Genomic DNA, 10,714 nt, shown 5'->3' with positions numbered 1-10,714 from the left:
GGGTGCTTTAGTTTCACAAAAAAGGGCTGTTACCGGCAGTCCTTTTTCTCTTTATTCAACTAACGAGGCAGGATAGCTACAAAAAGGGGAAATTCAAGTTTATGTAGAAATTAACAAAGTATGAGAAGTTATTTAATTGAAGATGAGGTATAAAAATGACTGTTTCACTAAAATTACTATCTAAAGATGAAAAGTATATTCTTCGTAATTTATATTCCCTTTATTTACACGACCTTTCTGAATTTACCGATGGTTTAGACATATCAACAAGTGGCTCTTTTGAGTTTGACTCATTTGAATTAATTTGGGAGAGAGATGGGGTAACACCATATTTTCTAAAAAAAAACCAGGTAATTGTAGGTTTTTTGCTACTCTTAGAAAAACCTTTTTTAAATAACGACTATGATTTCAGCATTAATGATATTTTTATGTTGAAAAAATTCAGGAGAAAAGGTATTGCAATTTCATTATTAGAGGAATTGTTTAAACAGAAAAAGGGTAGATATTTTGTTGTTGAATTAGCTGAGAATAAACCTGCTGTTTTATTTTGGAGAAAAATTTATCGTGAGCTAGATATAGTCTTTGAAGAAGAAAAGAAAATTGTTGATAATGAAGAATGTTTGGTTCAATCCTTTCAAATTTAAACGAGCATATTCAACTAAAGGGTGCAATACTTAAAAAAGCATTTTTAAAAAAGGAAAAGGCGATGTGGTTTGAAATGGGGATTAAAGGTGCGATTGGGAAGAGCACTTGGTTTTAAATGACTTTCTTGATATATCTTAAGTGCAGTAAAGTGTTTTACAATAGACATACGTTTTTGTTAATAGGGATGATCCTATGTTGACGAGTCACATCATTAGTAAAATATCTTATATTATGATAAATTTATGAACGAAAATATTATATTGAAAAGCAGGATGGTGCGGATGATGTCAATAAAACAACTTAAAAGTTTTGAAGAACTAAATGAATTTGTTCAACAACCTGGGAAACATTTGCTATTAAAACATAGTACAACTTGCCCAATCAGTGCCAAAGCGAATGAAGAATTTCAATCATTTGTTAATGAAAATGAAACTACTTCTGCTGCAATGGTATTTGTAATAGAAGATCGACCTGTATCAAATCATATTGCTGAAGAATTTGAAATTAAACATGAATCTCCACAAATCTTGCTATTTGATGATGGAAAAGTTTCTTGGAATACTTCTCATTGGAAAATTACAAGAGATTCGATCAAGGAGGCCCTGAACGCATGAGCAAACAAGTCATCGTTTATTCCACGCCTGGTTGTGTAGAATGCAACTATGTTAAACAAATGCTAGAAGAGGAAAAAATTTCATTTGAAGTAAGAGACGTAATGTCAAGTGTGGAATTTCAACAGGAAGTCGAAAAATTTGGCTTTATGGGTGTTCCTGTTACCGTAGTTGGAGATAAAGCAATTAAAGGCTTTAATCCCGAATTAAAAGAACTACTAAAAACAATTGAAAAGTAAAGTTAGCCAAAGTCATGATGAAAAGTCATGGCTTTTTTAGGTGTGCCAAAAGTAACCTATCCGTTCGGTATTGACCAGGTGACGGGAGATGGTAAGAAAAACATATTGAATTGGGGAATTCAATGTGTTTTCCGCAGCTTCTCAAATGAGAAAGGTATTTTATTATAATTTAGGCTTAACAGCTTTAAATTCGTCAATCGTTTCAGGGGTATTTTTACCTTCTTTTCCTTGGAAAATGTCAATATTAACTGTCACATCCATACAGCCAAGGTATTTTCCATTTTCATCACGAACGGCCATGAATTTTTGGTAAATTTGACCAGATTCGCCAGTGCGTTTTGGGAACCAAAATTCCCATTCGTCACGTGTTCCTGAACGGAAATCATTCAACAATTTTTCAACGTGGTGAGCCATTTTTGGGTGAAGCTCTAGAACAGGGCGACCAATCGCTTCCTTACGGCGACCATGCACGCGGTTTGGATTATTTGAATACCAGCGGAAAATATCGTTGGCATCGCAAAAGCCCATTTCAAATGGCAAAAGGTTGATGATTGAATCCAAAGTGCTTGCTTTAATCGCACCAGTTTCAAAATTAATCACAGCTTCAGGACTAATTAGTTCTGACAATTTTTCTTCAGACATATATAAATCTCCTTTATGAGAATAAAATAATATAAATATTAGTGGGCCCTGATGAATACCAAGGAAATGTCCAACCCATACGTTTTTTGAATGCTTCCAACTTTTCTAAGGGGGCACGGGAAATACAGACAAAAGAGACATCACGGTGATTTAAATGCGGAATCATCCCACTGTAGTGATCCGCCCAAAAAGAGCAATGTTTACATCCTTGTTCCCAACTAGGATTGAACATGAAATGGTACACCATCAACTGACTTCTTCCACCAAATAATTCTGCTAATGACATCGTACCATTCTGACTGTCAAAGGTGTAAGACTTGCTGACAGATTCCCACGGCAAGTCTCGTCTCAGCTGTGTGAGTTCATCTCTCAACTTCGTGAATTCCTTTTCCTTGTGTAGCAGAACTTTCCTTGCTTCAATCCATTCGTTCCTTGGCAGAACTTTATGTTCCATAACAATACCTCATCATATCGTTATCCTCCATATACTATCAATACCAAACCTAGTATACGTTTTTGTTGATTAAAATATAAATAGGATTGTGAAGGGTTGTAATTAAACAAACGGGTGCTGAGTTTAACAAGGGGATTGATGCGGCGACCCTTTTTCTTGTTCAACTAACGTGGCAGTTTAGTTTAAAAAATGGTTTACTGTTTATGGAAATTCAAAATTCATATGCAACATATATATTGAATAGTGTAAAATATATGTTACACTATTTATAGGAGGGATATACATAAGGTGAAAAATAATGTGAAATTGGCTCGTTTACAAATGAACTTGACACAGCAGCAATTAGCTGAAAAAACAGGTATTACTCGGCAGACCATTAGTTTAATTGAAAAGGGAAAGTATAATCCTTCATTAAAATTATGTTTGGATATATGTTATGTCGTTAATAAATCGTTAAATGAATTATTTTGGATTGATAAGGAGGATTATTAATGAAAATAATTAGGGATGAACGTTTAGTCATTCAAAATTTAAGAAATATCCGTATCGCCTTTGTTTTCCAAACTTTATGCATCCTAGGAATTTTAATTTACGATGGAATAAGTCAGGGAATTACACACGTTACAGATAATCCCTTATGGTTAGTTTTTATAGGAACTTCCGTTATAATTGGATATTTAAATTTAAGAATATCAGTTGATGAATATGAAACTCATAATGATAAAAAGCAAGGACCTTATTATAAAAATGTATTTATTTCCTTTGTTGTAGGAGTTATTTTTAGTGTTATTACGATTCTTACTCCTGAAGGAACTGTTCGTGATGCCGTTATCATAGGGGGAGTAATGTTTGGATGCTTCTTATTTTCATTTTCAGTGGTCTACTATCTAAGAAAAAGACGTTATGATGAAAATGATGATGAGGAGTAATCTGTTTTGTCCGATCATATTTCACTACCGGGTGCTTTACTTCAAGAAGGATTATAGCCTTTTTCTTATTCAACTAAAGCGGGAGAAAAGTTGAATAAGATCATCAATTGATGTTCTGTTTCTTTTGTTATTAAACTCAGAAATTTACAATTAAAGTTTTAGTTCCGTTAACGGCTTCTTTAATTAAACAAGACCATAATTTCGATGCTCTATTTTTACGTCCAAAACATCAAGATTGATTTCGGCGATATTGTGTGAAATGTTACACTTAAACGAACGGGCAGGTTAGTTTAAGAGGTATTTGGTAAATAGATATAAAAGACTACAAAAAATATCAATTTAACAATGAATTTTATGTTATTAATACAGATATATAAGAAAGCGGTAAAATTAGTTATCTGAATCTTTTTACCGTTTTCTTAATATATTATTTTTTTAGTACATTTGTAATATGATGAATCGGTCTTCCTAAAATGAAGGAAATAACAATAGCCATAGAAGTAAAGATGACTACTAATTCAGTAAATGACTTACTTTCTAAATCAATATTTAATACAGTTTTTGACCACAATGGACTTGTGATGCCCAAAATTATGATGATAACAACAGCAAAAATTCTTAAAGTTAAACCATAATCATTTTTCATATCACTCACCTCCTTTATATTATCTTATGAATTCTATAATTTCTTTATTATTAGCAGCAGTATTAGAAGGAATAATGCTAAAAAGAAGCTCAATTGTCCCTGAAATAACAACTGCAATGGTTGCAGATAAAAGCGACGAACTTATTGAGAATGGTAAAAAATTCGAGATAAATAGTGCTGTCATTATATCTAAAATATACCATAAAACTCCAGAGCTTGTAGGCAAGAGTTGAAGTTCGAGACTGGCATTTAGACAGCTTTTCTTATTGTGTTAACGGAGCAGGTTAATAAGATGTTAATGGAAAACTAATCTGTTTTGGAGAATTACCTATATAGATAAATGATTAGAGGTGGGAAATAGTGAGAAAAAATGTATTTTTATTAGGTTCAATTTTCCTTATAGCGTTATTTATTTTCAATATTTATCAATTGAATCGCCCAAAGGTTGGTCCAATTGGAAATGGTGAAATATCTACAATATCTTGGATTTTAACCTTTTTCCCACTAATATTGGCATTTATATTTTTATTGTTGTTTATCACTTCGAGCGTCCGAAATAGAAAAAAATAAAGCGGCTAATTGTGTAGAAGAAAATTCAACATCACAACCTTACAAAATAAATCAAATACATTTACTATCAGCTTTAGAGTAGCTTTGTGAAATAATGTACCTAAAGTAACGGGGGCGATACTTCAAGAAGAAGGTCGCCTTTTTCTTTTTCCACAAGAAACATTGTGAAATGCTGTACTTAAAGTAACGGGGCAGGTTAGTTTAACAAGGGATTAGATTATTATGGTAAAATTTATAGTGTGTTTGTATTTATGTTATGGAGGTTTTGGTAGTGAGTGCCGATTTAATCAGTAGTACCTTACAGGCAATCATTTTTGGGCTGCCATCTAAGAAAAATAGAATAATCAATAAAAAAATTAAATTACTTAATCAAATACCTTGGTACATTGAGATTGTAGACAGATATGGAAACTTAATTATCTACAATCAAACTTTTCGAAACTTCTTGTATCAAAAAGATATTGAGTACATTCTAAAAGACAAAAATGAAAATCAAGCATTTCAAGAAGAACTTCAACAACTACTCATAAAGGAAAAAATATAAATTTTCTTTGTTCAACTATCGGGTGCTTTTCTTTAAGAACTGGCTGCAAAAATGGCAGCCTTTTTTTATTCGACTAACAAGAGCAGGTTAGCACAACATGGAATTGTCAGTTTTACACAAAAAATAATGTTAAAAATGATATGATTAATAAGACGTATGTAAGATTTAAGGGGGAAAGTATGCTGAAAATATTAAGAATTATCTTATCAATAATTACTATCGGCTTGTCAGGTTTTAGTCTAATAACTCAGAATTTTGAATATACTCCTTATTTGATGTTTTCATTTGGTGCTACTATGTTAGTGATAGGATTAATCGAACTCCAAAAAAACAGAAGAGAATTTTGGGGATATTTCGGTATTGTTGCATCCCTATTTGTTTTTTATGTTGCCATAAAGGGATTCTTCTTGCATTAACGGGTGCGATGCTTCAATAACGAAGGATCGCTTTTTCTTATTGAAGTAACGGGGCAGGTTAATGGAATAAGGAATATTCTGGTGTAAAGAGCATAACTCTTAGTATATGGCTGTTTTCCGAAATGTGCTGCTATTTAACAAATCATCATATTGATTTTTCGTCAGTTGAGGAGGAAATCAAATGGATTGGTATATATGGTTCGCAGTAATTGTTGCTGTTGTTATTATTATTGGGTATAAATCTTCTAAAAAGAAATAATGCTTGTTGAGCTAAAGGGTTCAATAGTTAAAGATGATGATCGCTGCGGCGGTCTTTTTTCTTGTTGAACTAACGAAGCAGGTTAGTGCAAGAAGCGATGGGGGTTTTTAAACTCTTTTTCATAGACATTTTCATATATATACTGATAGAATAATCAGAAATATGTTAGAGGTGGAATACAATTGAAAAAAAGATTAGGATGTCTACACGCCCATTATTCAAATATTGAGTATATCGAAAATGCACTTTCCTCTTATGACATTGAATTAATACATTTTGTTGACCCCGCATTAATGTATCGAGTTTCATCAGACGAGAATTTTAAAGCAGCAGATGCTCAAAACAAAGTTAAAGAGCAAATAGAGTGGATTGCCCAATGTAATGTTGATGCTATTCTCATTACTTGCACAAACTATATTGCAATTTTAAAGGAAGAACAACTCTCAATATCAGTGCCAATTATAAAAATTGATGACCCCTACTTTGAATACATTTGTAATATAAAGCAGCCTCAGACGATCCTATTTACAAATCCTGCAACTGTTAATGGGACTATGGAGCGTCTCAATCAATATGCTTTTAATCATCAGAAATCATTAGATATAGAGGTAATTGTCATTAACAATACTTTTGAATTGATAATGCAAGGTCTAAAATACGAATATAATCAAGAAATTTCCAATTTCCTGAACAAAATTATTAAAGAAGATAAAATTATCTCCGTTGCTCAATTATCTATGGTTAATGCATCCCAGGAGGTTGAAAATAAGACATCTAAACCTATAATTAATCCTTTGGATACATTAATTTCTTCCATTGTTAATCAGTTAAAAATAGACAAGAAATCTGTGGTAATCTGATTTTTCTTATTTAACTAAAGGGTGCTTTTGTTCAGGATGATGATCGCTGCGGCGGTCATTTTTTTTCTTGGTGAACTAACTGGCATATTAGCACAACAAGAGCTTCCTTTTTAGGAACATTTGCAGGATTAATAATCTTTTGTGTGGAATGTTTAACCTAATACAAAGAACATCTGAAAAGGAGTGGGATAAACTATGAAAACACGAGTAACCGAGATTTTTGGAATTAAATATCCAATTGTACAAGGAGGACTTGCCTACCTTGCTTATGCTGAACTGGCGGCTGCGGTCTCGAATGCTGGAGGACTTGGACAAATTACTGCGGCAACGTTGCGTTCACCTGAAAAACTTCGGGAGGAAATTCGTAAAGTACGCACACTTACCAATAATCCATTCGCCGTAAACTTTGCCATTGCAAGGCACGATGGACAATATAAGGAATTGCTTGAAGTTGCTATTGAAGAAAAGGTACCTGCAATTTCTATTACAGGAGCTAATCCTCAACCTATTTTTGAACGTATAAAAGGAGAAAATATTCGAACGCTTGTCCTTGTTGCAGGCGTTAGACAGGCACAGAAAGCAGAACAACTCGGTGCTGACGCTGTAATGGCAGTTGGACAGGAAGGCGGTGGACATTTAGGACGAGACGATATTGGTACAATGGAACTTATTCCTCGTGTAGTCGATTCCGTATCGATTCCAGTGTTAGCGAGCGGTGGGATTGGCGATGGACGAGGTTTATTGGCAGCTTTTGCACTTGGGGCAGAAGGAATTGAAATGGGTACTCGCTTTATTGCTACTAAAGAGTGCGTTCACGCAAACGAGAAATATAAGCAGGCAATTGTTAATGCGAAAGAGTCGGATACAGTAATTATTAAGAGAGCAATTGGTTCACCAGGACGAGTCTTGAAAAGTGAATTTACTCTGGATATTATCGAACGTGAAAAAGAAGGAGCCACCTATGAAGATCTGCAAGAAATAATTAGCGGAAATGCTAATTGCAGATATATCTATGATGGAAATGAAGATGAAGGTTTTGGATGGGCTGGACAAGTAATCGGACTTATTAACAATATTCCTACTGTTCAGGAGTTATTTGATGAAATGATTCTAACAGCAGAAAAAGGATTAAGCCGTATTGGTAATATTATCGGAGAGCAGACCCATCGATAATTATTTATTATTATGGACGTTATCTGAATCGTTAATGGTTGTTGCGGCAACCATTTTTATTATTAAAGCAAAGATTGTGAAATAAAATACTTAAGCTAACGGGTGCTATACTTCAATAAGGAGTAGGGCTTTTTCTTCTTCAACTAAAGGTGCAGTTTAGTAAAAGTAAAACTAGGGGAACCTTTCGTTTTCTAATTCGTATATGCTGTAAGGGGAGGAGGGGATTTATTATGAAGAAAATGTTTGATGTTACATATGAAGGACACCATATTCAAGTAGTTAATACTTGGTTTTATGGCGAAAAGTTATACATTGATGGTAAATTACAAGATGAAAATTTAGGTATCGCATCGAGAGCAACTTTAAGAGGGTTTATTAAAGACAATGAACAAATTACAAAAAATATTAAAGTAAGCCTCGGTGGTATTTTGACTATAAAATGTAGGATTTTTGTAAATAATGTTTTGGTTTTTAGTAAATAGATAGCCTTTTATGTTAATTAAACTAACGGGTGCTTATTTGGAAGAGGGTATAGCACTTTATTTCTCTGGTAGAGGAGGATATTCTTTTGATTAACGTCTTGGATAACATATATGAATTTTCGATAGCAATACTACTCTTATGTTCATTTTTTTATGTAAGACAGTTGAAAAAGACGAAGCGAGAAAGAAAGCTAACAACCTTTGAATTTGCAATGTATCTAATAACACAAATTGCAATTTTTCTATGGGTAGGTAGTTTTTTTCTTCTTAGATATGGAATATAAATTGGATTTCTTATTATGCTAACGGGTGCGATTGTTCAATTAAGGGCACTCGCTTTCTTTGTTCCGCTAACGAAGCAATAGTTGAAGAAGTATCGAGCAAATAATTATGGGGAAAATACCTACAAATATTTAAGGCTAGAGGTGAACTTATTTTTTATGAGAAAGTTAATGATAACATCTCTGCTGTTTGTCGGATTGATTTCTTCATATTCAAATGCAAGGGCTAATATTAATCTCGAAGGTGGACCAACCCAAAAAGAACTACTTGAAGAAACCTTATATACCAGATACTATTCCTACCTTGATAAAACCTACTCAGATTTTATAATGTGTCCACGAATCAATATTGAAAGAATAAATAGGGATAAAAGAAGACATATCGTTCACGCAAGTGCGTTAAATTATGCTGCACATCATGGTGATATTCCCTATGATAGAATTCATATTACACTGACCGATACTCCAGAAAGTGGTGTTAAAATAAATAAAATTACAATCCAAAAAGGTATTTCTGAAAATGAAAGCCGTTTACAATGCAGACAAGTGGACTAAACAAATCTTGTTGAACTAAAGGGTGCAATAGTTGATGATCCAGCTGCCTTTTTTGGCGGCTTTTCTTATTGAAGTAATGAAGCAGGTTAGTGAAATAAGAACAGTCGGAAAAATGACAACGTATTTTATGGTGTATAATGAAACTAAAATTGTTATTGGATTTTTATGAATTAATAAAATGGGGGGAATTCAGTTGATAAGCAAAATTAGGAGATTTTTCTTTTTTTTAGTTACTTTTATTATTACAATAAGCATTTTATATATGATTGGAATGAAATTTGATATTTCAATATTAGTGTTTCATCATAGGTATAAAGACTATGACACAGGTTCATTACTACCTTATTTGATTGCAGTTTTGGTTAGTGTTTTTGTTGATAAAAAGTATCATAGTAAAAGATATTCCTAACTTGATACCTGCCTTAATGATATTTCCTCTTAAACTGAAGGGTGCTTTGCATTAGTTTCACAACAAATGGTCTGTTTCAGCAGTCCTTTTTCATTATCGTTATTTAACTAACGGGGCATTGAAAATGTTGAATAAGGTATCATTAAGAGATTTACAATAAGGGGTTGATTTCTTTGGATGAATTGAAGAAAGTTGTACTTCGATTAGCTGAAATTATTGCACACTTATCAATTGGTTTACTTTTCACAGTATATATTTTAAGACCAATTTACGGGAACTATGGTATACTATTTACTGGAAACGTATGGGTGAACTGGTTTGGTGTTTCTTATATTTTATTCGTCTTATACACGTTGATTGTTGGTTTGTATATATCTAAGGAAAGTATTCACTATAAAAAACGACTAACTTCGGTATACTTTTGGTTTACTTTTATTGGTTCAAATTATGTAGTCTTTATCCCGTTTATTAAAGGGGAAAATCCATTCTAAGGTAAAAATCAGGAAGAAAAAATATTATCTGTTATGTAACAAACGTGTGCGAATCTAAAAAAGGAATGTTCAAGAGAATGAAAGGGGGAGTGATTTTTGTTAAAAATTCTACGCTATGTTTTATCAGTATTAACTTTTATATTGGCTACATACGGGCTAATTTCGAAAAATTTTCAGTTTAGCGATTTAATGATATTTCTCTTAGGTCTAACAATGTTGGTTATGGGGTTAGAGGAATTTCAAAAAGAAAGAAAGGCGAAAGGTTTATTATTTGTTGTTGTTTTTTTATTTTCATTATTTGTATCAATTCAGGGGTTCTTATTGAACTAACGAGGTGTTTTAGTTGATCAGGGAGCTGAACCCCCATAAAGAAGAGAACTCGCCAATACTGTGGCGAGTTTTGCTTTTATGTACATCAATTGTTATGTCAAAATGAATGTGATTCCACTTATGTTTCCAAGAAAGTAACCTTAAAAAGAACTCAATAAATTATAGATCAATAACCTTC

The 10,714-nt window shown here is 32.9% G+C and carries 21 protein-coding genes; 18 read left to right on the top strand and 3 right to left on the bottom strand.

Translation table 11 applies throughout. From position 1 onward, the window contains the following. Positions 1-155: 155 nt before the first annotated feature. From BDR01S_RS23375 to BDR01S_RS25535, 5 genes are all read left to right on the top strand, one after another. Positions 156-644 carry a GNAT family N-acetyltransferase gene (locus BDR01S_RS23375; protein ID WP_066254114.1) on the top strand — a complete coding sequence of 163 codons (489 nt, stop codon included), beginning with the start codon at positions 156-158 and terminating at the stop codon, positions 642-644. Continuing rightward, the gene (locus tag BDR01S_RS26125; RefSeq protein ID WP_157412976.1) at positions 617-760 is read left to right on the top strand and encodes a hypothetical protein; all 144 of its coding nucleotides are present in this window, start codon (positions 617-619) and stop codon (positions 758-760) included. The genes BDR01S_RS23375 and BDR01S_RS26125 overlap by 28 nt, the downstream gene beginning before the upstream one ends. A gap of 169 nt (positions 761-929) precedes the next feature. Continuing rightward, positions 930-1,259, top strand: a complete 330-nt coding sequence (gene ytxJ / locus BDR01S_RS23370) for a bacillithiol system redox-active protein YtxJ (protein WP_066254116.1) — start codon at positions 930-932, stop codon at positions 1,257-1,259. Further along, positions 1,256-1,495: a glutaredoxin family protein gene (locus BDR01S_RS23365; RefSeq protein WP_066254119.1), complete on the top strand. Its 240-nt coding sequence runs from the start codon at positions 1,256-1,258 to the stop codon at positions 1,493-1,495. The genes ytxJ and BDR01S_RS23365 overlap by 4 nt, the downstream gene beginning before the upstream one ends. Positions 1,496-1,522: 27 nt before the next feature. Further along, positions 1,523-1,663 carry a hypothetical protein gene (locus BDR01S_RS25535; protein ID WP_157406244.1) on the top strand — a complete coding sequence of 47 codons (141 nt, stop codon included), beginning with the start codon at positions 1,523-1,525 and terminating at the stop codon, positions 1,661-1,663. On the opposite strand, the gene BDR01S_RS23360 is transcribed toward BDR01S_RS25535, so the two are convergent. Both BDR01S_RS23360 and BDR01S_RS23355 read right to left on the bottom strand, forming a co-directional pair. Continuing rightward, the gene (locus BDR01S_RS23360; RefSeq protein WP_066254121.1) at positions 1,658-2,137 is read right to left on the bottom strand and encodes a PAS domain-containing protein; all 480 of its coding nucleotides are present in this window, start codon (positions 2,135-2,137) and stop codon (positions 1,658-1,660) included. The genes BDR01S_RS25535 and BDR01S_RS23360 overlap by 6 nt on opposite strands. A gap of 13 nt (positions 2,138-2,150) precedes the next feature. Next, positions 2,151-2,591: a DUF899 family protein gene (locus BDR01S_RS23355; RefSeq protein ID WP_066254124.1), complete on the bottom strand. Its 441-nt coding sequence runs from the start codon at positions 2,589-2,591 to the stop codon at positions 2,151-2,153. A 288-nt stretch (positions 2,592-2,879) separates the two neighbouring features. Between BDR01S_RS23355 and BDR01S_RS23350 the strand changes: the two genes are divergently transcribed. Beyond that, on the top strand, positions 2,880-3,083 hold the full coding sequence (locus BDR01S_RS23350; RefSeq protein WP_066254128.1) for a helix-turn-helix transcriptional regulator: 204 nt from the start codon (positions 2,880-2,882) through the stop codon (positions 3,081-3,083). Next, positions 3,083-3,520: a branched-chain amino acid ABC transporter substrate-binding protein gene (locus tag BDR01S_RS23345; RefSeq protein WP_066254131.1), complete on the top strand. Its 438-nt coding sequence runs from the start codon at positions 3,083-3,085 to the stop codon at positions 3,518-3,520. The genes BDR01S_RS23350 and BDR01S_RS23345 overlap by 1 nt, the downstream gene beginning before the upstream one ends. Positions 3,521-3,947: 427 nt before the next feature. Here the strand turns inward: BDR01S_RS23345 and BDR01S_RS23340 are convergent, their stop codons facing one another. Further along, positions 3,948-4,166 carry a hypothetical protein gene (locus tag BDR01S_RS23340; RefSeq protein ID WP_066254134.1) on the bottom strand — a complete coding sequence of 73 codons (219 nt, stop codon included), beginning with the start codon at positions 4,164-4,166 and terminating at the stop codon, positions 3,948-3,950. 26 nt (positions 4,167-4,192) lie between these two features. On the opposite strand from BDR01S_RS23340, the gene BDR01S_RS25965 reads away from it, so the two are divergent. The 11 genes from BDR01S_RS25965 to BDR01S_RS23285 all read left to right on the top strand — a co-directional run bounded on the left by BDR01S_RS25965 (position 4,193) and on the right by BDR01S_RS23285 (position 10,536). Continuing rightward, the gene (locus BDR01S_RS25965) at positions 4,193-4,399 is read left to right on the top strand and encodes a hypothetical protein (protein ID WP_169801475.1); all 207 of its coding nucleotides are present in this window, start codon (positions 4,193-4,195) and stop codon (positions 4,397-4,399) included. A 608-nt stretch (positions 4,400-5,007) separates the two neighbouring features. Then, positions 5,008-5,280, top strand: coding sequence for a hypothetical protein (locus BDR01S_RS23330; RefSeq protein WP_066363356.1), 273 nt, complete (start codon positions 5,008-5,010; stop codon positions 5,278-5,280). A 179-nt stretch (positions 5,281-5,459) separates the two neighbouring features. After that, a complete protein-coding gene (locus BDR01S_RS23325) occupies positions 5,460-5,696 on the top strand; it encodes a DUF3953 domain-containing protein (protein ID WP_066254140.1) in 237 nt (78 codons plus the stop codon). Positions 5,697-6,131: 435 nt separating this feature from the next. Next, a complete protein-coding gene (locus BDR01S_RS23320) occupies positions 6,132-6,815 on the top strand; it encodes a hypothetical protein (RefSeq protein WP_082797557.1) in 684 nt (227 codons plus the stop codon). Positions 6,816-7,010: 195 nt separating this feature from the next. Next, positions 7,011-7,988, top strand: coding sequence for an NAD(P)H-dependent flavin oxidoreductase (locus BDR01S_RS23315; RefSeq protein ID WP_066254147.1), 978 nt, complete (start codon positions 7,011-7,013; stop codon positions 7,986-7,988). A gap of 230 nt (positions 7,989-8,218) precedes the next feature. After that, positions 8,219-8,470 (top strand): hypothetical protein, encoded by a 252-nt coding sequence (locus BDR01S_RS23310; RefSeq protein WP_066254150.1) that lies wholly within the window; start codon positions 8,219-8,221, stop codon positions 8,468-8,470. A 65-nt stretch (positions 8,471-8,535) separates the two neighbouring features. Then, positions 8,536-8,754 carry a hypothetical protein gene (locus tag BDR01S_RS26365; protein WP_066254153.1) on the top strand — a complete coding sequence of 73 codons (219 nt, stop codon included), beginning with the start codon at positions 8,536-8,538 and terminating at the stop codon, positions 8,752-8,754. 81 nt (positions 8,755-8,835) lie between these two features. Continuing rightward, the gene (locus BDR01S_RS23300) at positions 8,836-9,306 is read left to right on the top strand and encodes a hypothetical protein (protein WP_169801474.1); all 471 of its coding nucleotides are present in this window, start codon (positions 8,836-8,838) and stop codon (positions 9,304-9,306) included. A 34-nt stretch (positions 9,307-9,340) separates the two neighbouring features. Next, positions 9,341-9,475 carry a hypothetical protein gene (locus BDR01S_RS26560; protein WP_268874708.1) on the top strand — a complete coding sequence of 45 codons (135 nt, stop codon included), beginning with the start codon at positions 9,341-9,343 and terminating at the stop codon, positions 9,473-9,475. Positions 9,476-9,888: 413 nt separating this feature from the next. Beyond that, the gene (locus BDR01S_RS23290; RefSeq protein WP_066254162.1) at positions 9,889-10,206 is read left to right on the top strand and encodes a hypothetical protein; all 318 of its coding nucleotides are present in this window, start codon (positions 9,889-9,891) and stop codon (positions 10,204-10,206) included. Between the two features lie 96 nt (positions 10,207-10,302). Further along, positions 10,303-10,536 (top strand): YczI family protein, encoded by a 234-nt coding sequence (locus tag BDR01S_RS23285; protein ID WP_066254165.1) that lies wholly within the window; start codon positions 10,303-10,305, stop codon positions 10,534-10,536. Positions 10,537-10,714: the final 178 nt, after the last annotated feature.

The sequence above is a fragment of the Neobacillus drentensis NBRC 102427 genome, from assembly GCF_001591445.1.
Lineage (GTDB): Bacteria > Bacillota > Bacilli > Bacillales > Cytobacillaceae > Neobacillus > Neobacillus drentensis.
Note: the sequence above shows the minus strand (reverse complement) of the source record. Positions and strands in the feature narration are given on the sequence as shown.

What these genes read in the sequence shown, in the direction of transcription:
- BDR01S_RS23375 (WP_066254114.1), top strand. Translation starts at nt 156, where the DNA reads ATGACTGTTTCACTAAAATTACTATCTAAAGATGAAAAGTATATTCTT.
- BDR01S_RS26125 (WP_157412976.1), top strand. Translation starts at nt 617, where the DNA reads ATGTTTGGTTCAATCCTTTCAAATTTAAACGAGCATATTCAACTAAAG.
- ytxJ (WP_066254116.1), top strand. Translation starts at nt 930, where the DNA reads ATGTCAATAAAACAACTTAAAAGTTTTGAAGAACTAAATGAATTTGTT.
- BDR01S_RS23365 (WP_066254119.1), top strand. Translation starts at nt 1,256, where the DNA reads ATGAGCAAACAAGTCATCGTTTATTCCACGCCTGGTTGTGTAGAATGC.
- BDR01S_RS25535 (WP_157406244.1), top strand. Translation starts at nt 1,523, where the DNA reads ATGGCTTTTTTAGGTGTGCCAAAAGTAACCTATCCGTTCGGTATTGAC.
- BDR01S_RS23360 (WP_066254121.1), bottom strand. Translation starts at nt 2,137, where the DNA reads ATGTCTGAAGAAAAATTGTCAGAACTAATTAGTCCTGAAGCTGTGATT.
- BDR01S_RS23355 (WP_066254124.1), bottom strand. Translation starts at nt 2,591, where the DNA reads ATGGAACATAAAGTTCTGCCAAGGAACGAATGGATTGAAGCAAGGAAA.
- BDR01S_RS23345 (WP_066254131.1), top strand. Translation starts at nt 3,083, where the DNA reads ATGAAAATAATTAGGGATGAACGTTTAGTCATTCAAAATTTAAGAAAT.
- BDR01S_RS23340 (WP_066254134.1), bottom strand. Translation starts at nt 4,166, where the DNA reads ATGAAAAATGATTATGGTTTAACTTTAAGAATTTTTGCTGTTGTTATC.
- BDR01S_RS25965 (WP_169801475.1), top strand. Translation starts at nt 4,193, where the DNA reads ATGAATTCTATAATTTCTTTATTATTAGCAGCAGTATTAGAAGGAATA.
- BDR01S_RS23325 (WP_066254140.1), top strand. Translation starts at nt 5,460, where the DNA reads ATGCTGAAAATATTAAGAATTATCTTATCAATAATTACTATCGGCTTG.
- BDR01S_RS23315 (WP_066254147.1), top strand. Translation starts at nt 7,011, where the DNA reads ATGAAAACACGAGTAACCGAGATTTTTGGAATTAAATATCCAATTGTA.
- BDR01S_RS23310 (WP_066254150.1), top strand. Translation starts at nt 8,219, where the DNA reads ATGAAGAAAATGTTTGATGTTACATATGAAGGACACCATATTCAAGTA.
- BDR01S_RS26560 (WP_268874708.1), top strand. Translation starts at nt 9,341, where the DNA reads ATGATCCAGCTGCCTTTTTTGGCGGCTTTTCTTATTGAAGTAATGAAG.